A 23,130-nucleotide genomic window follows, 5' to 3' on the forward strand; every position below is an offset into this window, starting at 1 on the left:
CGGCACCCGGGTAGGTGCGATGCCGGCGAGGGGCCGCTGCCCCGCGCATGTCCGCCGGCTCGGCCACATGGCGCCCGTCATCGCGCGCCTCCGTGGCTCAGAGCATGCCCAGCCGGCGGGCATTGGCGGGGTCCACCGCCGCGGACTCCCAGCGCCGCACCGCGGCCTCGCGCTCCGCGTCGGGCGCGTCCGCGTAGTAGCCCAGCGTGTCGTGCAGGGCGCGGCTGAGCTCCTCGATGGCGGCGAGCCGCACGTCCAGCTCACGATGGCGCAGCGCGGCCACCAGCCAGTCCGCGCGGCGGCGGCTGCGGTTCTCCGCCCACCACGCCGACCACTGGCGAGGCTGGAGGCCCAGCGTGGCGCGGGTCACTTCGCGCAGCGCCTCCGCCGCGGCCTGCGCGCACATCGCGTCGTCGCTGCCGGTGAGGTTGATGAGGCCCTCGATGGCGTCGCGGTCGTGCAGCGTGCCCAGGGCGCGGGCCGCCAGCGAGCGGCGCAGGGCGTCCCGGCTGGCCAGCTCCTGGCGCAGGTCGCGCAACGACGCGTCCAGGCGCGGCAGGTGCTTGAGGGCGGCGGCGGCGACCCGCGCGGCGCTGGAGATGTCCGGCTCCATGTCGAACAGGCCGCGCAGCACGCCGTCCACCAGCTCCGCGTAGGGCAGGTTGCCCGCGGTGAGCAGCGCCAGGTAGCGCGTGTCCGCGTCGTTCGAGTCCAGGAGCGGCGCCAGCGCGAGGGCCGCGGGACGGCCCAGGCGCGACATCGCGGCGGGGATGGGGCCCAGCTCGTCCGCCTCTGGCAGCTCCACGACGGGCAGGCGGCTCCAGGCGGTGGGGCCGGGGAAGTGCTGCGCGAGCACCCGGGCGCTGGCCTCCGGCGAGCGCGCCAGCTCCGCGATGGCGCTGGAGCGCTGGGACGCGTCTGGGCCGGTGAGCCGGCGCAGCAGGGGCGCGAAGTCCGGGGGCGGGCGCTCCTCCGGCGACATCACGCGCGGGGGCAGGGCGGCGGCGCGGCCCAGGTTGGCCACGCCACCCCGGCCGAACACGGGGTTCCAGCCCAGGCCCGCGACCACGGCGGGCGCGGGCGCGGGGGGGACGGGGGCCGGGAAGCCGGGCACGTCCACGTCGATGGTGATGTCCTCTTCCGGCGCGCGCAGCTCGGACACGCGCTGCTTGCGGAAGAGGATGAGCTCCTGGAAGGCGGCCGGGAGGTCCTGGCAGAACAGGATGTAGTCGCTCAGCCGGCGCTGGCTCATCGGCTTCTGGCCGCAGTCGCCGTAGAGGATGGCCACGAGGCGGCCCTTCACCTCCACCGGGTACAGGAAGACGGTGCGCGGGGCCTGGCGGCCGAAGAGCTCCAGGTAGTGCCGCGTGAGCGCGTCCGGAGGCAGCGGGCCCGCGTAGCTGCCGCGCGTGACGGCGACGGTGCGGAAGACGCTGCTCGCGTCCAGCGGGATGGAGACGAGGGACAGCGCGTTCGCGTCCAGGCCCTCGCCGCGCGCGTCCCAGCCGCCGGCGGCGCCGCGCACCACGGCGAAGGCGGCCACGTAGTCGAACGTGCGGCGGCCGAAGCGCAGCGCCACGTCCAGCAGGCGGTCCAGGTCCCGCGTCGCCTCACGCAGCGCGGAGCGCGCCTGGGGCAGCGTCCACTCCGGCACGGCGGCATCCGGCGCGCTGGAGGCACCCGGGACGGGCGCGGGCTCCGACGCGCGAAGGCGGTTCGCGCCCGGGTTGGACGCGGGGTTGCTGAAGATGATGAACGACGGCTCGCCCCGCGGCGCCGGGGGAACGGGCGGCGGGGTCGGCGTGCTGGTCCGGGCCTCGCGGGCCTGCTGCTCGGGCGCGGGAGGCCACACGGCGGGACGGGCTCCCGGAGGCTGGGCGGGGGCGCCAGTCCGGTTCGCGGGCTGAGGCGATGTGGCGGTCCCGCCCTGCGCGGGCTGGGGGGCCGGGGGGAACGTGCCCGGAGCGGATGCGCCCTGCGTGGCTCCCGGTCGGCCGGGGCCCTGCGCGGGGGCGGTGGCGCCCTGTGCTCCGGGGGCGGACCTGCCTTGCACGGAGGCGGTGTTTCCCTGGGCGCCCGTCGTCGCCGTGCCCTGCGTGGACGGTGCGGTGGCTCCCGTCGCGGGCGCGCCTGGGCGGGTCCCCTGCGCCGACGCCTGCGCGGGGGGCCCCGGTCGAGCCCCCTGGACCGTCGTCGCGGTGGGCGCCGGTCCGCCGAAGCCCTGGGTCGCGGGCCCGGGTCCGCCGAAGCCCTGCGCACCCGTGTTGGACGAGGCCTGCACGGTGGTTCCGGGACGGCCTGCCTGCGGCGGCTGGGCGTACGCACCCGGCGCGGCGGGGCGACCGCCCTGCGATGCCGGGCCACCGTCGACGGGCAACAGCACCGGCGCGGTCTGCGGCGGCGGCAGGGGACGCTCTCCCGGCGGGTAGAGCGTCGGCGGCGCGGCGGCACCCGGCGGAGCGGGGTTCGGGGCCTGCGCGGGAGGCGTGGCGCGCGCGGGCGTGCCCGGCATGTTCAGCCGCAGGGGCTCGCGCGTGTACGCGGGGGGCGGGATGTCGGTGGGCGCCGGAGGCGGGGTCGGACGCTGGACCGCGCGGGCCGTCGTCACCGGACCCGCGGAGGTGTTCAGGCGCAGCGGTTCGCGCACGTACGCCGGGGGCGGGATGTCCGCGGGCTCGGGCTCCCTCGAGGCGGCGGGACGGCCTGCCGCGGGCATGGGCTCCTGGGCCACGGAGCGCGCCAGCTGCTCCACCATGTCCACCGACATCGACTCGTCATCCGGCGGCGGAGGCGGGGGCGGCGTGAGCGCTCCGGCCTGCTGGGCGACGGCCTCCGCCAGCTGGACGAAGCGGGGCGGCAGCGGCTGGCGGTAGATGATGGAGATCCACTCGCGCACCCGCAGCTCGATGGCGACCCACAGCTCCAGCGGCTTGCCCAGGAGGAAGCCGACTTCGTCCAGCTCCTTCTTGGGCACCGGGTAGGCGCACGCCACGTGCAGCGTGTTCCCGTCCAGCGACAGGGGGACGACGCTCAGGCGCTCGGCGATTTTCGGGGGGATGAAGCTGGCGACGTCGAGGTTGGGCTCGAAGTCCACCAGGTTCACGGGCCGGAAGCCGGAGACCTCGCCCAGCATCGCGAGGACGTCCGCTTCGGTGAAGCCGCGCTCCAGGAGCGCGCTGTCCAGGTGGCCGCCCTGGGCCTGATGCAGACGCAACAACTCCCCGGCCTGCTCCTGGGTCAGGAGGGCGCGTGAGACGAGGTGCTGGGCAAGACGCGAAGGCATGAAGGCCGCGGCATCTTACGGCCGCGGCCGCAAGGCACAATGAGCCTGATTCAGCTCGGTTGGACGACGAAGGTGGACGTCAGCTTGTCATGGAGCGTCTGTCCGCGTCGGTCGAACAGCGCCATCCAGAAGCCGCCCAGGAAGAGAACGAAGGAAAGCCCGGCGAGCAGTGCCCGGAAGATGGCCCGGCCCGGGGTGGGCGCCATGCCGTGGGTATCCACCAGCCGCAGCCCCAGGAGCAAGCGTCCCAGGGTCCTGCCATTCCACAGGAAGGCCGCGACCGCGCAGTACACCGTGGCGAGCACCAGCACCAGCACCACGCCCGGCAGCAGCACGGTGTGCAGCGCGCGCAGCCAGGCGACGAACGCGTCCAGCCCGGTCAGCCCCGGCTGCGGACCCTTCACGCCCGCGACCGACGAGGCCAGGGTGATGTAGGCCGCCGCCACGGCGCTGATGGCCGCGGTGTCGACGGTGAAGGACAGCAGCCGGCGCCACAGCGAGGCGGGCCGCGCGTGGACCTCGCCCGCGGCCGGGACCGGGGCCACGGCGGGGGCGGAGACCTTCGACTTCGCGGGGGCGGCGGGGGAGGGCGAGGCTTCCATGCGGGACACTCCCGGGGCAGGCGCGGAGGCCGCGGCGAAGGCCGGCGTCTCCAGAGGGGGCAGGATGGCCGGGTCCTCCATGACAGGCAGGCCCGGAGCGGCGTCCCGGCGAGCATCCATCAACGGCAGGCCCGAGGGCGCCTGGGATGCACCCCAATGCTCGGCGGCCGACGGTCCGGAGGCGGGCTCCGGGTGGGGAAGACCGGAGCCCTGGGCCGCCTGCGCGGGCGCGTCCATGCGGGGCAGCCCGGACGGCTGCGAGGGCGCGTCCATGCGCGGCAGGCCCGAAGACTGGGGCTGCGCGGCGCGTGCGGAGGCCTGCGAGGGCGCGTCCATGCGGGGCAGGCCGGGAGAACCCGGGGCGGCATTGCCACGCGGCTGACCCGAGGCGGCCTGCGCGTGGGGGCGCGGGATGTGCGGCTCCGTGCCGTAGGCGGGCGTGGGCGCGGAGCCCGGGCGGAGCTCCATGGGGTTCGCCGGGGCCTGCGCGGCGCGAGGCACGGCGACGCCAGGATTCTGGAAGCCCGGCTCCGACAGGGCCGTGGTGGGCGCGGCGCGCGGAGGCACGGAGGCCATCGGCGTCACGGCCGGAGGCGGTGCCGCGGGGCGCGGAGGAAGCACGGCGCCGGAAGGCACGTTCCCGGCTGGAGGCGTGGCGCGAGGAGGCACCGGGGCAGGAGCAGCCGCCCGGGGCGCCTGCTGCGCGGGAGCGCGGGCCGCCGGATCCGCATGGGGCGCGGGAGCGCGGGCCGCCGGATCCGCATGGGGCGCGGGAGCCCGGACCGCCTGACCCTCCGCGTGCTGCGCGGGAGCGCGGGCCGTCGCATCGGCCTGCGGTGAGGCAGGGCGCGCCGTGGGGGCCGCCGCGCGAATCGTCGCATCCGCGTGCGAAGCCGGGGCCGCCATGGCGCGAGCCGCTGGATCGGCGTGTGAAGCCGGGGCCGCCGCGCGAATCGTCGCATCCGCGTGCGAAGCCGGGGCCGTCACGGCGCGAGCCGCTGGATCCGCGTGGGACGCGGAGGCACGACCCATCACGTCGGCAGGCACGGCGGAACGGGCCGCGTTGGGCACTGCGGCGCGGGCCGCTGGATCCGCATGGGGCGCGCGCACGCTCGCATCGGCGGCCGGAGCCTGCGCACGAACCGTCGCATCGGGTGCGGACGCGCGCACCGTGGGCCCATCCGTCGGAGGCACGGCGGCGCGCGGCGCGGCGGCCGGAGCCTGCGCGGGCGGGCGGGGCGCGGCGGCGCGCGGCGCGGCGGGCGGAACGGGTGCCATCCCCGGCCGGACCGAAGGCGTCATTCCCGGCGGAGTGACGGGGCTGCGAGGCGGCTCCATCGCGAAGGCCGGCGTGCCGCGCAGCGTCTCCGGCTCCAGCGGTTCATTGTTCAGGGTGATGGGGTCGCCACCCGCGTCCTGGGCAGTGCGTTCCCCCGGCCTGCGGCGATCAATGTGGATGTCGCGGTCAAGCAGGCTCGGGACGGGAGCCACCGCTGGTGGGCGCGCGGCGTTCGCGGCGCAAGCGGGGCAATCTCCGACCGGCGGCAGCGAGGCGCCGCACTTCAGGCACTTGGACAACGGATCCTCCCGGTGACGCGGACAACCGTCGCCATGAAAGGCCGCATTCAGGCCTGTAGCAAGAAAAGGACAAGCCCCTGCTGGTCCCTCGCCCGAGGAACCGTCAGGGGCTCGTCGGCGCCACGGCAACCCGCCCTTTGGGGACGGTGCGTGTGGGGCGCCTCACGCTAGGCGTGGACGCGGCGCCGTCCCGCTGCTCCCACCAGGAGGAGCACGATGATGGAGCCTACGACGGACATGATGATGCCCGACGCGTGCAGGTCGAAAAGGCGTCCGTTGCGCTGGAACAGCGAACCGATGAGGCCGCCCACCAGAGAGCCCACCATGCCCAGCAAGGTCGTGGCCACCAGGCCCATGCTCTGCTTGCCCGGCAGGATGGCTCGAGCAATGAGGCCCGCGATGAGGCCGATGATGATGAATGCGATGATCCCCATGAGAGTCTCTCCCGTGTGAGGGACCCGCGAGGTCCCGAATGGCAGAAACGTAGGAATGCCCACACGGATCCGTGACCTGGGATGCGAGGAGGGACTGTCCGCCCGCCTGCTAACCGAGCGACCCGTCCAGGTGCTGCATCACCGCGAGCGCCGCGAGCGCCGCCGTCTCCGTGCGCAGGATGCGCGAGCCCAGCGTCACCGGCCGCGCGCCCAGCCCCCGCAGTCCGTCCACCTCCTCACGCGCGAGCCCCCCCTCGGGGCCAATCACCAGCGCCACCGGCGTCCCCGGCGCCACACTTCGGAACGCCTCGCCCAGCGGCACCGCGGACTCCTCCTCGTCCAGCACCAGCAGCAGCGTGCCCGGCGTCAGCGAGCGCGCCGCGTCCAAGAGCGGCCGGGGCGGGTGCACGTGCGGCACGTCATCGCGGCGGCACTGGCGAGCGGCCTCCTCGACAATCTTGGCCCACCGCTGGGTGCGCTCCTCGGCGCGCTTCGGCTCCAGCTTCACCACGCTGCGCGCCGTGGCCACCGGGTGGAACGCGGTGGCGCCCAGCTCCGTGCCCTTCTGCAGCACCAGCTCCAGCTTGTCCCCCTTGGGCAGCCCCTGGAGCACGTGCATCTCGCGCGCGGGCGGCGTCACGCGCACGGCCCCCAGCACCAGCCGCACGGCCTCCGCGGTGAGCCCCGTGACGCGCGCCTCGAAGGCGCGGCCCTTGCCGTCGAACACCTCCAGCGCGTCGCCATCCTCCAGCCGCAGCACGTGGACGAGGTAGTGGCGGCGCTCGCCCGTGAGCGTCACGTCGGCGGGGGCGGGGTCGGGCAGGGGAACGAAGAGGCGGACCACGGCGGCTTCCTTGAAGGGAGGGCGCCCGGAGGATAGCCCTCCATGCGTCCAGAGGTTCCCTTTCCGCGCTCCACGAGCGCCCGGCCGCGTCCCGTTCCTGCTATGGCGCGCGAAACGCCCATGTCCACCCTCGTCATCGAGTCCACCCGCTCCGGCTTCGTCGAATCCCTCCACACCGTGTCCGTCGCGGTGGTGAGCGCGGAGGGCACGCGCGTCGCGTTCGCGGGCAACCCGGAGCTCGTCACCTTCTGGCGCTCGGCGGCGAAGCCCTTCCAGTCCCTGCCCATGGTCCAGGACGGCGCGGCGGACCGCTACGGCTTCGGCCCGCGCGAGCTGGCGCTCTCCTGCGCGTCCCACTCCAGCGAGCCCGTGCACCGCGCCCTCGCCATGCAGATGCTGAGCGCGTCCGGCTGCGAGGAGCGTCACCTCGCGTGCGGCCCGCATCCGTCGCTGTCGCCCGCGGTCGCGGAAGAAGCACTCAAGGCGGGCGTGGTGCTCACGCCCCGGTGGAACAACTGCTCCGGCAAGCACGCGGGGATGCTCGCGCTGGCCCGGCACCAGGGCTGGGACGTGCACGGCTACGCCAGCGACGGCCACCCGGTGCAGGAGCGCATCCAGGATGAAGTCGCCAAGTGGACGGGCCTGCCGCGCGACGCGCTGGTGAAGGCCGTGGATGGCTGCCTCGCCGTCTGCTTCGGCCTGCCGCTCAGCGCCATGGCCACCGCGTGGGCCCGCTTCGGCGTGTCGGAGGCGCCCGCCGCGCGCCGCCTGCGTGAAGCCATGCTCGCGCACCCGGAGCTCGTCGGCGGCAAGGGCCGCGCGTGCACGGAGTTGATGACCGCGTTCCAGGGCGAGGCCGTGGTGAAGATTGGCGCGGAGGGCGTCTACTGTGCCGCGCTGCCCCGGGCCCGCCTGGGCGTGGCCCTCAAGGTGGAGGACGGCGACGCCCGCTGCGCCCCGCCCGCGCTCCTCGCCGTCCTGCGCCTCGTCGCGGAGCAGCAGGGCCTGTCCCTGCCCATGACGGGCCTGGAGCACCACGCGGAGCCGCGCATCCTCAACACGCGCAACGAAGTCGTGGGCTCCCTGCGCGCGGCCGGGACGCTCGCGTTCGCCTGAAGCCAGGCTGTAGCGCGGAAGGTCACACGCGCCACGCCTCTCGTAACCGGCTCCGCTACAACCGCGCCGGTGCCCCGAGGGGAACGCGGCCCGCGGCGGCAGGCACGCGGACTGCACCAGGGAAGGTCCGCACACGGCGGGACTCGCGGGGTCCTGACGCCAAGGGGGAAAGCCTCGCGAGTCCAGATGGGGTCGGGTTGGCGAGCGCACGCGTTCGCGGCCCGACCCCCTCTTGTTCCTAGCGCTTCAAGTCGATGCGCACCCACTCGCCCTGCTGCGCGCCCTCCAGCACGGTGCACCCGAGCTTGCGGTACGCGGCCTCCACGTCCACGCGCTGGTGCGCGAGCACTCCGGCCAGCACCAGCCGGTCCTTCGCCTTGGGCACGATGAGGGGCGCCAGCTCGATGAGCGTGTTGGCCAGGATGTTCGCGAGCACCAGGTCGAAGGTGCCGGCAACTTCCGTCAGCTCGCGCCCGGAGATGTCCAGGTCGGGCGTCCCGTTGTCGGCGCAGTTCTCCTGGGCCAGCTCCACGGAGGTGGGGTCGTTGTCGGTGCCCACGACGTGGCCCGCGCCCAGCTTCTTCGCCGCGATGGCGAGCACGCCCGTGCCGGTGCCCACGTCCAGGACGCTCGCGCCCGGGTGCGTGGCCATGAAGTCATCCACCGCCGCCAGGCACAGCGACGTGGTGGGGTGGTCCCCCGTGCCGAAGGCCATCTTCGGCTCGATGACGACCTTCAGCTTGCCTTCGGGCGCGTTCGCCGCGTCCCAGGGCGGGCCCACCCACAGGCGGCCCACCTGCACGGACTTGATGAGCGACTTCCACTCGTTGCTCCAGTCCTGCTGGGGCTGCTCGTCCAGGGACAGGCGCGCGGTGGGGTGGCTCTCCGCCACGGCGTCGCGGGCTTCCTCGGCGCTCTCCCGGTCCTCGAAGTAGGCGACGACGATGGACTCACCCTTCGCGGGGGCGCGCACGCCCGGCATGGTGGGCGTCTCCGCGTCGCGGACCTCCAGGCCCAGGGCGCCGGCCTCATGGAGGAGGTCCTGGAGGATCTCCGAGGCTTCCTCCGCGATATCCACGGTGAGTGACAGATAGGTCTGGGACATGGCGCCCCTTCTACCGCACCCGGTGCGGCGTGGAAGCGTCGTCGTCGTGACGCTTCCACGCTCGCGAAAGGGGGCGCCCTACGGCCCGACGACGGCCATGGCCATGCGGTCGAAGTCGATGACCCGGCGGGCCACCTCCTGCACGTCCGCCGCCGTGACCTTCGCCACGCGCTCGGAGTAGTGCAGGAAGTTGTCCAGCCCGATGCCGTAGCAGGTGTCCAGCGCCAGCAGCGTCGCGCGGGCGCTGTTGCGCTGCAGGTCGATTTCGTACGTCCCGATGATGTGCTGCTTGGCGCGCTCCAGCTCCTCGGCGGGGATGGGCTCGTCGCGGATGCGCTCCAGCTCGCGGCGCATGCCCTCCACCGCCGCGTCCACCTTCTCCGGGCTGGTGCCTATGTAGACGGCGAAGTAGCCGGGGTCCAACCCGTCCATGGAGAAGCTGCTCACGCTGTAGGCCATGGAGCGCTTGTCGCGCAGCTCGATGAAGAGCCGCCCGCCCTGGCCCGACAGCACCGTGGACAGCACGTCCAGCACCACGCGCCACGGGTCGGTCATCCGCGCCGCCTGGAAGCCCATCACCAGGTGCGTCTGCGCGCGCGCCAGCACCTTCTTCTCCGTGCGCGGCGAGGACGGCGGCGCCTCTGGCTTCACCTGCTTCGGGGCCACCGCGCCGCCGCGCGACCTACCGAAGTACTCGTTCGCCAGCGCCCGCACCTGCGCCACGTCCACGTCGCCCACCACGCTGAGCGTCATCTGCGACGGGTCCATGTGCGCGCGGTGGTACGCGCGCAGTTGCTCGGGCCCCAGCGCCTCCACGGACGCCTTCTCGCCCGCGAGCGACAGCCGGTACGGGTGCTCCTTGTAGAGCGTGCGTGAGAACAGCTCGAACGCCAGGCTCGACGGCTTGTCCTCGCGGGTGAGGATGTCCTGGAGCAGCAGCGAGCGCTCGCGCGCGACCTCCTCCTCGCGGAAGGCCGGGTTGAGCAGCACGTCCGCGAACAGCCGGAAGCCGGGCTCGAAGTAGCGCGACAGGAAGTCCGCCTTCAGGCTCACGGAGTTGCGGCCGCCCTGGCCGCTGACGTTGCCCGCGTACAGGTCCCCCAGGTGGGAGATGTCATCCGCGCTGAGCGTCGTGGTGCCCTTGGTGAGGGCGCGGCTGAGCAGCGTGGTGATGCCGTTGTCCTCGGGCGTCTCGTAGCGCGCGCCGCCGATGAAGGCCGCGCGCATGGAGAACAGCGGGATGTGCGGCTCCACCCGGATGATGAGGGTCGCGCCGGAGGGCAGCTTCTCCTGCACCACCTCCGACCGCGCGGACGCGGCCTGGCTCCGGGACGGACGCACCGGGGCGTCCGGGGGCGTCCGGGTGGCGCGCGCCGGGGGCGTGAGGCCGGGGCTCTTCGCCGCTTCATCCAGCGCGGCGTGCACCTGCGCCTCCGTCAGCTCCGCCGAGGGCGGCACCAGCGCGGTGACGACGGCGTGCTCCAGCCGCAGGTACTTCTGGGCCACGCGGCGCAGGTCCTCCGGCTTGAGGTTGCGGATGTCCTCCAGGTAGCGGGCCTCGGACTCCAGGCCGCCCGGGGACGTCTGGTACGAGCCCAGGTTGCGCGCGGTGCCCTGCACCGTCTCCTTGCGGTAGACGGACTCCGCCTCCACCCCGGCCTGCACCGTGCGCAGCTCGTCCTCCGGCACCAGCGTGGTGCGCAGCGCCTCCAGCACGCGCGCCGTCTGCGTGAGCGCCTTCTGCGACTGCGCGGGCGGCAGCGTCAGCGACACGGAGAAGATGCCCGGGTCCTTGGGCGTGTACGCGGACGCGTGCACGTCGTTCACCAGGTGCTGGCGGCGCTTCACCTCGCGCACCAGCCATGACGAATTGCCCTGGCCTGCGATCATGGCCAGCACGTCCAGCGCGGGCACGTCCGGGTGCTCCAGCTCCGGGATGGCGAAGGACAGGTGCAGGTAGGCCTCCTTCACGTCCTCCGTCTGGATGAGCACGCGGCGGCCCGTGGGCGCCGCGTCGCGGGGGCGCTGCACCGGGCCCGCGTAGGGCCGGCCCCAGTCACCGCCGAAGATCTCCTCCACCCACTGGCGCAGCTCCGCCTCGTTCAGGTCGCCCGCGACGGACAGCACCAGGTTCTTCGGCGTGTAGTGCCGGTGGTAGAACTCCAGCACCTTCTCGCGGGTGAAGCTGCGCACGCTCTCCTCGGTGCCGATGACGGGCAGCCGGTAGGGGTGCGTCTGGAACGCGGCGGTGAACAGCCCGCGGGACGCGCGGCGCGACGGCGAGTCGTAGCTGCGCTTGATCTCCTCGCACACCACCTCGATTTCGCGCGCCAGCTCGTCCTTGTCGAACGCGGAGCGGCGCACCGCGTCCCCCAGGATGTCCAGGCCCGTGCGGGCGAACTGGCTGGCGATGACGATGTGGTAGACGGTCTGGTCGAAGGACGTCCAGGCGTTGATCTCTCCGCCATGCGCCTCGATGTCCCGGGCAATCTCACCCGGCCCCCGGCGCTCCGTCCCCTTGAAGAGCATGTGCTCGTGCAGGTGGGCGAGGCCCGCCTGGTCCGGCCTTTCGTCCGCGCTGCCGGCCTTGACCCAGACCTGGAAGGCCGCGACCTTGGCGGCGTGCTGCTCTTCGAAGACGACGGTGAGCCCGTTGGGCAGGGTGTAGCGGATGGCCATAGAAGTGGTCCGAAGCTGTCAGCCCTCCCGAGGGGAGGCAAGGCAAGGTGTGATGTTTGCTCCATTGGCTAACGTCCCACCCCTCCCACGTCGAGCGGACCGTGCCGTCCGCCTCCCACCAGGCAGGCGAAGCGGCGCGGTCCCCGTCGCGTAACTGGTGGAAAGCCCCCGTGGCCGGTAACCTGGGACGCGCACATGCCGTCTCCCCCGGACGAGGCGGATCCGCTCGCGGACCTGAAGGAACTGCTGGATGACGGCGACGCCCCCATGGCGACGCCCGCTCCGGCGCCCACCAGGCCGCTCACGGTTCCCAAGCCTCCCCCCTCCGCGCCTCCCCCCCTGCCGCCCCGCCGGCCCGCCGCAGGCTTGCCCGCTGACCCGATCTCCAGGCCCGCCGCCGCTGCGGCCGCCCGGGTGCCGGCGACCCCCGCGCCCATCGCTGGTGGCGGGTTGCCCACGACCACGCCGCCGTCCCCGGCGGCCGCGGCGCGCAGCCCCGGCAAGGGGGACCCCTTCGCGGAGCCCGCCGAGCCCCGGCTGCCCATGGGCGGTTCGGCCGAGGACAAGCTGGAGTTCTTCCGGGGCATCCTGAAGCAGAAGACGGAGACCCTGGCCCGGGCGCGCGCGCTGTACGCCGAGCGCGAGGGCGAGGTGACACAGCTCAAGGCCGCGCTGGAGAAGGCGCGCAAGGAAGGCGGCGGCGCGGGCGCTCCGGCGCGCTCTCCACAGGACGAGCAGCGGCTGCAGCTGGCCCAGGCGAAGCTCGCCTCGCTGGAGGCGGAGCTCGCCGCGTCGGAGGCGGACCGCAAGGACCTCACGCGCGCGCTGGCGGAGGTGGAGTCGGAGCTCCCCCGGCTGACGGAGGAGCTCCAGGCGGAGCGCGAGTCGCGCGGGGCGATGGCGGAGGAGCTGGTCGGCGCGAAGGAGGCGCTGGGGCTCGCGCAGGACCGCGTGGCGGAGCTGGCCTCCGGCAAGTCCGAGGCGCAGGGCGCGCTGGAGGCGGTCCAGGAGCAGTACCAGTCGGTGCTCGCGGACGTGGAGCGGCTGACCGCCGAGCGCGACGCGCAGGCCCTGGCCATCAGCCAGCTGGAGACGGCGCTCGCGGAGGCGAAGGGCGCGATGGGCGCCCTGGAGAGCGAGAGCGACTGGTCGCGCAGCTCGCTGGAGGAGGCGCACGCCCACGCGAAGGGGCTGGAGGGCGAGCGGGACGCCGCGCGCCGGCAGCTCGCGGTGGTGGAGGACGGGCTCAAGACGCTCCAGACGCACGTGACGGAGCTGGAGCGCACGCTCGCGCTGAAGGACGCGGACGCGGTGGGCCTGCGCGCCGCGCTCACCGCGCGCACGGCGGAGGCCGCGGAGCTGCCCTCGCTCAGGAGCGCCCTGGAGGGCCGCGCCGCGGAGGCCGCCCGGCTCCAGGCGCGCGTGCGCGAGCTGGAGGCAGAGGTGGCCCAGGCGCGCGAAGCCGCGCGCGCCGAGGTCGAGGCGGCGGAAGTCCGCGCGCGCATGGCCGAGTCGGAGCTGGCCTCGCTGCGCGAGGTGCTGGAGGCCGCGGAGGTCGAGCAGGTCTCGCTGCGCGACCGGATGGAGTCGGACGCGGCGGCGCTCGGCGAGGCGGTGCACGAGGCCGAGGGCCGGGTGCACGCGGCCGAGGCGAAGGTGGCGGCGCTGGAGGCCCAGCTGGCGGAGCTCACCGCCCAGGCCACGGCCGCGCGGGAAGAGCACCAGCAGCAGCTCGCCGCCGTGGAGCGCAAGCTCGCCACCACGCAGGCGGAGCGCGTGGGTTACTCCGCGCGCGTGTCCATGCTGGAGACGGCCTCGGGCCAGCGCGAGGCGGAGCTGCAGCGCCAGCAGGCCCTGGTCGCCAAGGCCCAGGAGGAGCTGACGCTGGAGCGCGCCCGCCGCGAGGCGGTGGAAGCCGAGGCCGCGGACGCCCGGCTGGCCATCGCCGAGGCCGAGGGCCGCGCCGAGGCGCTGAGCTCCGGACATGAAGGCCAGCGCGAGGAGCTGGCCGCGCTCAACGAGCAGCTGGAGGCCGCCCGCGCGGAAGCGGACAAGGTGGACCGGCTCCAGCAGCGCGTGAAGATGGTGGAGGGCGCGCTGGAGGCCTCCGAGTCCAAGCGGCGCATCGCCGAGGCCCAGGCGGCCCGCGTGAAGGACCTGGACGCCGCGAAGGCCGCGCTCGAAGCGAAGCTCGCGCAGGCCAACGCCACGCTCCAGTCGGAGCAGAACGCGAAGGCGTTGCTGGAGGCGAAGCTCGCGCAGTCCGACGTCACGCTCCTGGAGGAGCAGGGCGTGAAGGCGGCGCTGGAGGCGCAGCTCGAGGAGCTTCGCGCCGCGCTCGAAGCGGAGCAGGCGGAGCGGGCCGCGCTGGAGGCGAAGGCCGGCGGATCCGCCGCGCAGGCCGGGGACGCGGCGAAGGCCGCGCTGGAGGCGATGCTCGCCCAGGCCCAGGCCTCGCTCAAGGCCGAGCAGGCCGCCCGTCAGGCGCTCGAAGCGAAGCTCGCGGCGGCCCCTGCTACGGGCGCGGGTGCGCCCGCGGACGTGGTCGCCGAGCGCGACCAGCTCAAGGCGGACGTGGCCTCCATGAAGCGCAAGCTGATGGCGGCCGAGGCAGCGCTCGAATCGGCCGCCAGCGCCAAGGCGAAGGTGGCGCGGCTGGAAGCGCAATTGAAGGCCCTGAAGTAGAGGTTGGACCTCCATGTCCTTCGCCGCGCCCACGGACCCGTTGACGGGGATGCAGGCGGCCCGCTTCGGGCTCTACCTGCACTTCCCCTATTGCCTGGCCAAGTGCCCCTACTGCGACTTCGCGGTGGCGGTGGCGCGCCAGGTGCCGGAGGAGCGCTACGCCAACGCGGTGCTGGCGGAGCTGGACGCGCGGCTCGCCGCGGACCCGTCGCTGCGCACGAAGCCGCTGGAGTCCCTCTTCCTGGGCGGCGGCACGCCGTCCCTGTGGCACCCCCGCTACGTGGCGCGCGTGCTGGAGGGCATCGCCGCGCGCCTGTCGCTCGCCCCCGGCCTGGAGGTGTCCCTGGAGGGCAACCCGGAGCGCGCGGACGCGGAGCGCTTCGCCGGCTACCGCGCCGCGGGCATCAACCGCCTGTCGTTGGGAGTGCAGTCCTTCCAGCCGGAGACGCTGAAGGCGCTGGGCCGCGCGCACGACGCGGCCATGGTGGAGGGCGCGGTGGCGGCGGCGCGCGAGGCGGGCTTCCCCGTGGTGGCGCTGGACTTCATCTACGGCGTGCACGGCCAGACGCTCGCGCAGGTGGAGGCGGACGCGCGCCGCGCGGTGGCGCTGGAGCCGGAGCACCTGTCCACCTACGCGCTGACGGTGGAGCGCGAGGTGCTGGCGGAGTCCACGCCGCTGTCCAAGCAGCTGGAGCGCGGAGAGCTCTCCCTGCCGGAGGACGACGACGTGGTGGCCATGGCCCGCGTGGTGCGCGACGTGTACGGCGCCCACGGCCTCACCCGCTACGAGGTGTCCAACCACGCGCGCGAAGGCCTCAGCTCCCGGCACAACGCGCTGTACTGGACCGGCGGCGAGTACCTGGCGCTGGGCGTGGGCGCCACCGGCATGCTGCTGTCCCCGGAAGCCCACCGCTACGTGAACCTCCGCAGCCCGGAGGCCTACCTGCGCACGGTGGAGGAGGGGAGGCTCCCGGAGGCCAGCCGCGAGGCCCTGGGCCCCGAGGAGCTCTTCGCCGAGCGGCTGAGCATGGGCCTGCGCCTGGTGTCGGGGGTGGACTGGGAGGCCGTCTGTGAGCGATACGGCCAGCCCGTGGAGCCCCGGCGCGCGGAAGTGGAGCGGCTGGTGGCCCATGGCTTCGCCACACGCCACGGCCGCAGGCTGGCCCTGACGGAGCGGGGGGCGGACGTGCACAGCGCCATCTGCGCGCGGCTGCTGTAGCCGTTTCCAGGAAGGACGAGTCGACCGTGCTGACCAAGTGGTTCTTGTGGATGGGCCTCACGATGCTGACGGGCAGCCCGCTGCTGTCGTTGGTGTTGCTGGCCGTGCTGATGTTCGCGGCGGACCGCTTCACCCTCCAGTTGTTCCCCAGCCCCGTGCGCGCCTTCAAGCGCTGGCAGCGCGCGGGCGAGCTCGCGGGCACCATCCTCACCAACACCCACGACCGCCGCGCCCGCGCGGAGCTGGCGGACATCCGCGTGGGACAGAAGCGCTACCAGGAGGCGGTGGACCTCCTGCGCCCCAACCTGGACGCGGGCGACGACGACGTGGACACCCTCTACCTGCTGGGCGTGGCCTACCTGGGCGCGGGCGACGCCCCCCGGGGGGAGCTGCTGCTCACCGAGGCCGAGCGCCTGGACGCCGACTACCGGCAGGGCTCCATCGACCTGGAGCGCGGCCGCTTCCGCCTCCAGCGCGGCGAGCTGAAGGGCGCGCAGGAGGCCCTGGGGCGCTTCCTCCAGGTACGCCAGGGCTCCGTGGAGGGCCGCGTGCTCCTGTCCCGCGTGCTGGACAAGCAGGGGCTGGACGTGGAGGCGAAGGAGGCCCGCGACGCCGCCTGGCGCGAGTACGCCATCGCCCCCCGCTTCCAGAAGCGCCGCGACCGCTGGTGGGCTTACCGGGCGCGCCCGTCCCGCCCGCTCACGTACGCCGCCGTGGCCCTGGTGATGATGGGCGTGGGGGCGTACCTGACCCGCTACCTGCCCACGCACGACACCTCCGGCCCCTACGGCGCCTACTCCGATGAGCCCTACGCCGCGGACGACATGGGCGGCGACGACGCGGAGTAGTAGGCTTTCCGCGCATGTTCCCCCCGCCGTCCCAGGTGCTGCGCCAGCGCGAGGGCCTGCTGGCGGACACGCCCTTCCCGCTGCTCCTGCACGCGCTGATGGTGGAGGAGCGCACCTGCACGCTGGAACTCAAGGTGCGCCAGCGCGAGAAGCGCATCACCTTCGAGGACGGCGCGCCGGTGGCGTGCAACTCCAACCTCCTGCACGAGACGCTGGGCAAGTACCTGGTGGAGAAGGGCCGCCTGGCGGAGGCGGACTACCAGAAGGCCCTGGCGGAGAGCGTGTCCTCGGGCCTGCAGCTGGGCGCGCTGCTCGTGCAGAAGGGGCTCATCAGCCCCTTCGACCTCTACAAGCAGCTCCAGGCGAACCTGGCGCACAAGCTCTTGGACTGCTTCCGCTGGACGGACGCGAAGTACCGCCTCATCGCGGACGTGGAGAGCCCGGACGCCACGGTGCGCGCCAACACCGCGCAGCTCATCCTCACCGGCGTCTCCACGCAGCTGCCCTTCGACACCGTCGCCACGCACTTCACCTTCACCGACGAGCGCCGCTTCGGACAGATGCCCGGCGTGGAGTCCGCCCCCAAGCTGTCCTCCAAGGACGCGCGCCTGTTCCAGGCCCTGCGCCAGCGGCCCACCTTCAACGAGTTGCTGGAGCGCACCGGCTTCGACATGGACGCCGTGCTGCGCCGGCTCTACGCGCTGTGCCTGCTGGGCGTGGCGGGCTTCGCGGAGGACGTGGACGCGCGCACCCAGGAGCTGGCCCAGAAGGCCCCCGCCGTGCCCGCGCACGTGCCGGAGCCCGTCCCCACACCGGTGCCCGTGCCGTCGCAGGCGCCGTCAGGCACGCCCTTCGCGGACGAGGACGAGGCCGCGCGCAACGCGCTGGTGGGCGCGTTCCTCAACCACCGCAGCCTGGATCCGTTCGCGCTGCTGGACGTGCCGGAGGACGTGCAGCCGGTGGCGCTGCGCAAGGCGTTCCTCGCCGCCGCGGACCGCTTCGCCCCCTTGCGCTTCCAGACCGCGGAGCTGAAGGAGAAGGCGGAAGGGATGCTGGCCGCGTACGCGCGGGCCTACGGCGCGCTGTCGGAGCCGGAGCAGAACGCGCTGTGGAAGAAGCGCCGGCAGGCCCAGCGGGAGAAGGCGCGCAGCAACACCGGCCGGCCCTCCACCGCGGAGCAGTTCCGCATCCGCACGGACCTGCTGGACGCCACCACCCAGTTCGACGAGGGCAAGCGGCGCCTGGAGGCGCGCAACTTCGCGGGCGCCTTCGAGTACTTCGAATACGCCTGCGACATCGACCCGCGGCCGCTGCACCAGGTCCACCGCGCCTGGGCGCGCTACCTGATGAAGCCGGAGGCGCACGGACGGCTCGTGCTCCAGGAGCTCCAGGAGCTGGTGCGCCAGGAGCCCGGCCTGGAGGAGGGCTGGGCCTTCCTGGGCGACGTGGCCCGCGGCGAGGGCCAGTGGGCGCTCGCGGAGGACGCCCTGCGCAAGGCCTTCAAGCTGAACCCCCAGCAGCGCCGCTACGTGGCGCTCATCCAGGAGATCGCCCGGCGGAGGTGAGGCCCCGCCGGGGGCGCACGGCCGGGACGGCTACAGCGCCTTCAGGGCGGCGCGGTCGGAGTCGGACAGCCCCTCGCCGTTCGTCAGGTGGGTGATGGCCAGCTGGATGGGCGTGACGGCCTGGCGCGTCAGCTGCTTGCCCTCCAGCAGCGTGTACAGCTCCTGGAAGCCCTCGTACCCGATGATGGGGCCCAGCGCGTACTCGTCGCCGACGCCGCTGGTCGCGCGGTCCTGGTTGGCGCAGTACAGGAACAGGGGCGTGAAGTAGCGCTCGCCCGGCGGCACCTCGATGGAGACCCGCTGCGCCAGCAGGCCGTTCTGGATGCTCCCGTCCTTGGAGACGATGATGAGGCCGGGCGGCAGCGTGACCGTGATGGGGCCGCCGGTGGTGTTGCGGAAGATGAGGCACAGGGTCACGGCGCCACCGCTGCCCTTGGCGTCGTCCCTGTCCTTGTCGTCGCAGTCCCGCGGGTCCTCGACGTAGAAGCTCTTCAGCGGCGTCTCCAGGGTGATGCCCGCCGGCAGCGTGAAGGGCGTGCCCTCCGGCTGCGCCTTGGACGTCCCCGTCCCCGGACCGGCGGACGCCGTGGTCGTGCCGCCGTCGGGACCGCCGCCGTCGCCGCCGTCGTCCTTGCAGGCCGCCAGCAACGCCACCGCCAGCACCACGCCCATTCGCTTCGCCACGTGCCAGTTCATCATTCGCCTCCATGCGCCTTTGCGGCGGATGGCCGTGCCAACCACGGGCGGCGCACAGCGTCAAGCACCCCGGAGCCAGGAGCTCCCGATAATGTCCGCAAGCACGGTGGCCAGGCCCGCGGTCCCGGCCACTTGGCGGATTCCCGCCAGGCCGTCTCCTGGCGTTAAGGTAGCGGCACAATGGGTCGGGAAGGCTCCCACCTTGGGGTATTTTCAGTACAGGGGCGAAGCATGAGGCGCGGCGGCGAATCAGGCCAGGTGGCGGTGGAGACGGCCATCGTCTTGCCCCTGTTCGTGTTCATGCTGCTGGGCATCCTCCAGCTGGGGCTGATGCACCAGGCCCGGCTCCTCACGAAGTACGCGGCCTACAAGGCCGTGCGCGCCGGCTCCATCCACAACGCGGACATCCCCACCATGGAGAAGGCCGCCCTGGCGGTGCTGCTGCCCATGGTGAGCACGGCCGCCAGCGGGGGCGCGGAGATCATCACGCCCATCACCAGCGGCAGCGACTTCAAGTCCAAGTTCGAGTCCGGCGACATCGGCAAGAACAAGATGAGCGACGCCTCCGGCCTGAAGTTCGCGGAGGTCACCATCTGCAACCCCCTGAAGGGGGACCTGGGCTCCGGCTCCCACTCCAACAAGGAGATGGACTTCGATGATCCGAAGGTCGCCTCCGGTGAAGGCGGCTGGGCGGACAGCCTGCGCACCAAGCTGAGCGTGCAGGTGACGTTCAACTACCGCCTGCCCATCCCGTTCGCGGACGTCGTCATCTACAACATCGCGCGCGGCCGCGACCTGCCGTACGTGCTGCGGCTGGGCAAGGACTCGGACCGGGACGAGTTCATCGTCAAGAAGATGTCCAAGTACGACTCCGCCGCGGACAACAAGCTCTACATCCTGCCCATCCGCGCCACGTACATCATGCGGATGCACTCCAACCTCTACCTCACCCAGAAGGAACTTCCGGAGGAGAACGAATGCATCTTCCCGTTCGAACCGTGAGGTCCGCCTCCCGGCCAAGGCGTCAGCGGGGCCAGGCCCTGGTGCTCGCGTGCCTGTCGTTCCTCTTGCTCGCGCTGATGACGACGCTGAGCTTCAACCTGAGCCACGCCCTGCGGGAGAAGATGAGCCTGCAGCAGCACAGCGACGCGCTCGCGTACTCCATGGGCGTCGTGGAGGCGAGAGCGTTCAACTACTACGCGGCCAGCAACCGGGCCATCGCGTCCACCTACGTGGGCATGACGTCCGCGCACGGCTACATGGCCGCGGCCAGCGCCACCGGCGACATGATGCGCGCCGGGCAGATGAGCTTCTTCATCATCGCCGCCCTGGAGGTGGCGCAGTGCCCGCCGTACAACTTCCAGCACTGCTTCGACGCGCTGGAAGCGGTGATGATCGCCATGGACTACAGCTCCAAGGCCAGCGAGTACGACCAGAAGGTCCAGGGCGTCGAGTCCGCCTTCAACAAGGTCATCCAGGAACTGGATCGCATGGCGAACCAGATCCACACCTCCCAGCAGACGGTCCACCGGGCCGCCAAGAACGCGCTGCGCGACGGCCAGTCCGCGGACCTGTCCCAGCTGACGGAGAAGAACGTCCCCGGCGCCAGCGAGCTGAACTCCAGCGTGGGCGGGATGAACGCGGATGAGTTCGACTGCGCGGTGGACGGGATGAACTGCACGCGCGCCGGCAACTCCAGCAACAAGGCCCGCGCGCAGGTGATGACGGAGATCTCCAACGCGTCCCGTCCTGGCTGGGCGGCCAACCGCAGCCTGCCCGTCATCATGAACGGGCTGCCCACCTACTACAAAAGCGACTTCATCAAGGACCTGCTCAAGGACATCCCCCAGGAAGGCACCCACATGATCGTGGGGCACCAGGGCACGGCCAAGGTGGCCCAGACCAAGAGCAACATCCACGGCCCCGGCCAGGTCACCGGCAACGAGGGCAAGGTCGTCGTCGCGGACGAGCACGGCACCCTCATCTCGCAGTGGCGCCACGGCTTCGGCGTGGGCACGTACAAGGCCCTGGTGGAGAGCAGCGAGAACGGCGGCAGCCACGAGCCCTCCGGTGCCCACTCCGGCCAGCACGACATGTTCAAGGGCATCAACACCAAGGACCTGATGGGCTGCTCGGCCAGCGGCAACTGCTTCATGAAGTTCCGCGCCAGCGACGACCCGGACCGCGACTGGGGCCAGCCGCGCGTCTACAGCTACGTCACCAAGCAGTTCTTCGTGGGTGACGCCAAGAAGGCGCCCTGGGAGCTCAACGACTCCGGCTCCTTCACGCTCACGCACGGCGCCCAGGGCGACGGGCAGCTGCGGCTCGCGCCCGGCGAGGGCGCGGCGCTCAGCAAGGCGCTCGTCTACTACCACCGCCTGGGCCCCAACGGCTGGAAGGAGGCCCCGGGCCTCTTCAACCCCTACTGGCGCGTGAAGCTGCACCCGTTCAGCGCGCAGGAGGCCTCGCAGGTGCTCAACCGCGCGGGCAACTCGGACGCCGCCACGCTGGCGGGCGCCAAGGACCTGGCCCTATGAGCCCCTTCACTTCGTCCCGCCGCGCGCGCCGGGGCGCCGCCTCCGTGGAGATGGCGCTCTCCATGATCGCGCTCATCCCCATCTTCATGTACGCGCTCTTCCTGGACGACCTCCTGCGCTACTCGCTGGACAACCAGGAGGCCGCGGTGACGACCATCTGGGACTTCACCACGCAGGACTACACGAAGGGGCTCAAGCCGGGCGGCGGCGGCGGTACGGGCCCCCAGGGCGGCAACTCCAACGTGCAGCACAACGCCCGCCTCACGTACTGCGACCACGAGTCCGGCATCGACCGGCCGGACGTCATGTCCGGCAGCAACTACGCGGACTGCGAGGACACGGACCACCACACGGCGCTCGTCGCCCACGTCTGCTGGATGAACGACGATGCCCAGCAGGTGACGTGCACCGCGCCAGAGACGGGCGCCGCGAAGCTGGGCAGTCTGGCGGACGACTACCAGGACGAGTTCACCAACGGCGGCTACATCGTCTGCGAGGCCCGCGCCGTGGTGGAGAACTACCTGTTGCCCGAACAGTTCCTGCCGGAGTTCAGCAAGGAGAAGCTGAGCAAGGAGAATTGGAAGAAGGAAGGCGTGGCGAAGGTCCACGACAACGCCCAGGCGGGCGTCGGCGGCGAGAACGGCAACGCCTACTTCCTCAAGAAGCAGACCATGAGCATCCTCACCGACACCTGGGCGCTCACCCAGGACGCGGACATCTCCCCCTCCGACTCCAGCGGTGAGATGTACGACCGCATGAAGAACACGTACACGAACGTCACCGCGTACAACCTCATGCGCAGCCAGATGATGGACTTCCGGCAGAAGATCACGGAGGACCTGCTGGACGGCACCATGCTCTACATGTTCGAGGACTCGCCCTCGGACCCGTACATCTCCATCCACCCGCACCTGGCCAACATGCAGACCCCGGCCAACACGGTGGACCAGGAGGGCAGCACCCGCTACTTCAACCAGGAGTGGCGTGACTGGGACCAGGACAAGAACCAGAACACGTACAAGCACGGCCAGCGCGGTGACTGGTACATGGGCTGCAAGGACGCGGAGTCGTGCTGAAGTCGCTGGCCACGCACCCCGCCTTCCGCACCGCCGCGGTGCTGGTGTCGGTGGCGGTGGCGGGCACGCTCATCGGGATGGGCTGGGAGGAGGCGCGCTACGGCGGCACCCGCACGGAGCTGGAGCGGGCGGAGGCCGCCGCGGACGAACTGGACCAGGAGACGCCGCGCGGCTCGGGGCGCTCGAAGCAGGACGAGGCCATCCTGGCGCGCACGCTGTCGTACTTCCCGCCCTATCCCAACGGCGGACGTCCGGAGGCGCTGGCCGCGGACTACCTGGGGCCGGGCACGCCCATCGCGGTGTCGTGGTTCGCCACGAAGGACTCGTCGGATGTGGTGCTGAACCACTACCGCAAGTTCCTCCTGGACGAGGGCCTGCCCGTGGTGGGCCTGCGCTTCAACGACAACGCGGGCTACGTGGGCTACTGGGTCCCGAAGGACGACGAGGTCCGGCTGATGTCCACGCTGCGCCAGGGCGATGAGACCATCGTCTTCGTCTCCTCCGCGCGCATGCGCAACTACCTGGAGCGCGCCGGGAGCCGCATCCCCGCGGGCGTGCCGGTGCCCAGGGGCCTGCAGGACGCGGCGTCCCTGTCCCTCAAGATGGAGGGCGCCACGAACGTCACCGTGACGGGCCGGCTGCCCGACACCGCGCTCCCCGACGCCGAGCAGGCCTACGCGGCCCTCCTGCGCGACCAGGGATGGAGCGTGTCCGAGGCCCGCCAGGCGGGCTTCCAGGAAACCGAGCTGACCCTGACGCGCACGGGCCTGCGCGGACAGGCCACCTTGCGGCAACCTTCCGCGCAGCGCGACGTGGAGTTCCACCTGTCGCTGATGCGGGCCCAGGGCGCGCCATGAGTCGCG

The 23,130-nt window shown here is 72.6% G+C and carries 16 protein-coding genes; 9 read left to right on the top strand and 7 right to left on the bottom strand.

What is annotated here, in order from left to right:
- Positions 1–97: 97 nt before the first annotated feature.
- From AABA78_RS34385 to AABA78_RS34400, 4 genes are all read right to left on the bottom strand, one after another.
- Entirely contained in the window at positions 98–3,283 is a 3,186-nt protein-coding gene (locus AABA78_RS34385; RefSeq protein ID WP_338269715.1) for a GspE/PulE/PilB domain-containing protein, read from the bottom strand.
- 50 nt (positions 3,284–3,333) lie between these two features.
- Entirely contained in the window at positions 3,334–5,376 is a 2,043-nt protein-coding gene (locus AABA78_RS34390) for an RDD family protein (protein WP_338269716.1), read from the bottom strand.
- 254 nt (positions 5,377–5,630) lie between these two features.
- Positions 5,631–5,897 (bottom strand): GlsB/YeaQ/YmgE family stress response membrane protein, encoded by a 267-nt coding sequence (locus AABA78_RS34395; protein ID WP_120608174.1) that lies wholly within the window; start codon positions 5,895–5,897, stop codon positions 5,631–5,633.
- A gap of 109 nt (positions 5,898–6,006) precedes the next feature.
- Positions 6,007–6,741: a 16S rRNA (uracil(1498)-N(3))-methyltransferase gene (locus AABA78_RS34400; protein ID WP_338269717.1), complete on the bottom strand. Its 735-nt coding sequence runs from the start codon at positions 6,739–6,741 to the stop codon at positions 6,007–6,009.
- 120 nt (positions 6,742–6,861) lie between these two features.
- Here AABA78_RS34400 and AABA78_RS34405 point away from each other — a divergent pair, with 120 nt between their 5' ends.
- Complete coding sequence (locus AABA78_RS34405; protein ID WP_338269718.1) at positions 6,862–7,857, top strand: asparaginase; 996 nt, start codon at positions 6,862–6,864, stop codon at positions 7,855–7,857.
- A gap of 238 nt (positions 7,858–8,095) precedes the next feature.
- Here AABA78_RS34405 and AABA78_RS34410 read toward each other — a convergent pair whose 3' ends face one another.
- Both AABA78_RS34410 and AABA78_RS34415 read right to left on the bottom strand, forming a co-directional pair.
- On the bottom strand, positions 8,096–8,962 hold the full coding sequence (locus AABA78_RS34410; RefSeq protein ID WP_338269719.1) for a 50S ribosomal protein L11 methyltransferase: 867 nt from the start codon (positions 8,960–8,962) through the stop codon (positions 8,096–8,098).
- A 78-nt stretch (positions 8,963–9,040) separates the two neighbouring features.
- A complete protein-coding gene (locus AABA78_RS34415) occupies positions 9,041–11,641 on the bottom strand; it encodes a M16 family metallopeptidase (RefSeq protein ID WP_338269720.1) in 2,601 nt (866 codons plus the stop codon).
- A 195-nt stretch (positions 11,642–11,836) separates the two neighbouring features.
- Between AABA78_RS34415 and AABA78_RS34420 the strand changes: the two genes are divergently transcribed.
- Genes AABA78_RS34420 through AABA78_RS34435 form a run of 4 tightly spaced genes read left to right on the top strand, consistent with a single transcriptional unit; the run spans position 11,837 to position 17,958 of the window.
- Complete coding sequence (locus tag AABA78_RS34420) at positions 11,837–14,326, top strand: coiled-coil domain-containing protein (RefSeq protein WP_338269721.1); 2,490 nt, start codon at positions 11,837–11,839, stop codon at positions 14,324–14,326.
- 13 nt (positions 14,327–14,339) lie between these two features.
- Positions 14,340–15,545 (top strand): radical SAM family heme chaperone HemW, encoded by a 1,206-nt coding sequence (gene hemW / locus AABA78_RS34425; protein ID WP_338269722.1) that lies wholly within the window; start codon positions 14,340–14,342, stop codon positions 15,543–15,545.
- A gap of 29 nt (positions 15,546–15,574) precedes the next feature.
- Positions 15,575–16,393 carry a tetratricopeptide repeat protein gene (locus tag AABA78_RS34430; protein WP_338269873.1) on the top strand — a complete coding sequence of 273 codons (819 nt, stop codon included), beginning with the start codon at positions 15,575–15,577 and terminating at the stop codon, positions 16,391–16,393.
- 14 nt (positions 16,394–16,407) lie between these two features.
- On the top strand, positions 16,408–17,958 hold the full coding sequence (locus AABA78_RS34435) for a DUF4388 domain-containing protein (protein WP_338269723.1): 1,551 nt from the start codon (positions 16,408–16,410) through the stop codon (positions 17,956–17,958).
- 30 nt (positions 17,959–17,988) lie between these two features.
- Here AABA78_RS34435 and AABA78_RS34440 read toward each other — a convergent pair whose 3' ends face one another.
- Entirely contained in the window at positions 17,989–18,642 is a 654-nt protein-coding gene (locus AABA78_RS34440; protein ID WP_338269724.1) for a hypothetical protein, read from the bottom strand.
- A gap of 243 nt (positions 18,643–18,885) precedes the next feature.
- Here AABA78_RS34440 and AABA78_RS34445 point away from each other — a divergent pair, with 243 nt between their 5' ends.
- From AABA78_RS34445 to AABA78_RS34460, 4 genes are read left to right on the top strand one after another with little or no spacing between them, the layout of a single operon-like run.
- The gene (locus AABA78_RS34445) at positions 18,886–19,656 is read left to right on the top strand and encodes a TadE/TadG family type IV pilus assembly protein (protein ID WP_338269725.1); all 771 of its coding nucleotides are present in this window, start codon (positions 18,886–18,888) and stop codon (positions 19,654–19,656) included.
- Positions 19,653–21,191, top strand: coding sequence for a hypothetical protein (locus tag AABA78_RS34450; protein ID WP_338269726.1), 1,539 nt, complete (start codon positions 19,653–19,655; stop codon positions 21,189–21,191). Before AABA78_RS34445 ends, AABA78_RS34450 begins: the two co-directional genes overlap by 4 nt.
- Complete coding sequence (locus tag AABA78_RS34455) at positions 21,188–22,267, top strand: hypothetical protein (RefSeq protein WP_338269727.1); 1,080 nt, start codon at positions 21,188–21,190, stop codon at positions 22,265–22,267. The genes AABA78_RS34450 and AABA78_RS34455 overlap by 4 nt, the downstream gene beginning before the upstream one ends.
- Positions 22,261–23,124 (top strand): hypothetical protein, encoded by an 864-nt coding sequence (locus AABA78_RS34460; protein WP_338269728.1) that lies wholly within the window; start codon positions 22,261–22,263, stop codon positions 23,122–23,124. The genes AABA78_RS34455 and AABA78_RS34460 overlap by 7 nt, the downstream gene beginning before the upstream one ends.
- The last annotated feature ends 6 nt before the right edge of the window (positions 23,125–23,130 follow it).

The organism is Corallococcus caeni (assembly GCF_036245865.1).
Taxonomy (GTDB): Bacteria; Myxococcota; Myxococcia; order Myxococcales; family Myxococcaceae; genus Corallococcus; species Corallococcus caeni.

Excerpts from the sequence above, each read along its gene's own strand:
- AABA78_RS34420 (WP_338269721.1), top strand. The coding sequence starts at position 11,837 with ATGCCGTCTCCCCCGGACGAGGCGGATCCGCTCGCGGACCTGAAGGAA.
- AABA78_RS34395 (WP_120608174.1), bottom strand. The coding sequence starts at position 5,897 with ATGGGGATCATCGCATTCATCATCATCGGCCTCATCGCGGGCCTCATT.
- AABA78_RS34445 (WP_338269725.1), top strand. The coding sequence starts at position 18,886 with ATGAGGCGCGGCGGCGAATCAGGCCAGGTGGCGGTGGAGACGGCCATC.
- AABA78_RS34405 (WP_338269718.1), top strand. The coding sequence starts at position 6,862 with ATGTCCACCCTCGTCATCGAGTCCACCCGCTCCGGCTTCGTCGAATCC.
- AABA78_RS34385 (WP_338269715.1), bottom strand. The coding sequence starts at position 3,283 with ATGCCTTCGCGTCTTGCCCAGCACCTCGTCTCACGCGCCCTCCTGACC.
- AABA78_RS34410 (WP_338269719.1), bottom strand. The coding sequence starts at position 8,962 with ATGTCCCAGACCTATCTGTCACTCACCGTGGATATCGCGGAGGAAGCC.
- AABA78_RS34415 (WP_338269720.1), bottom strand. The coding sequence starts at position 11,641 with ATGGCCATCCGCTACACCCTGCCCAACGGGCTCACCGTCGTCTTCGAA.
- hemW (WP_338269722.1), top strand. The coding sequence starts at position 14,340 with ATGTCCTTCGCCGCGCCCACGGACCCGTTGACGGGGATGCAGGCGGCC.
- AABA78_RS34435 (WP_338269723.1), top strand. The coding sequence starts at position 16,408 with ATGTTCCCCCCGCCGTCCCAGGTGCTGCGCCAGCGCGAGGGCCTGCTG.
- AABA78_RS34455 (WP_338269727.1), top strand. The coding sequence starts at position 21,188 with ATGAGCCCCTTCACTTCGTCCCGCCGCGCGCGCCGGGGCGCCGCCTCC.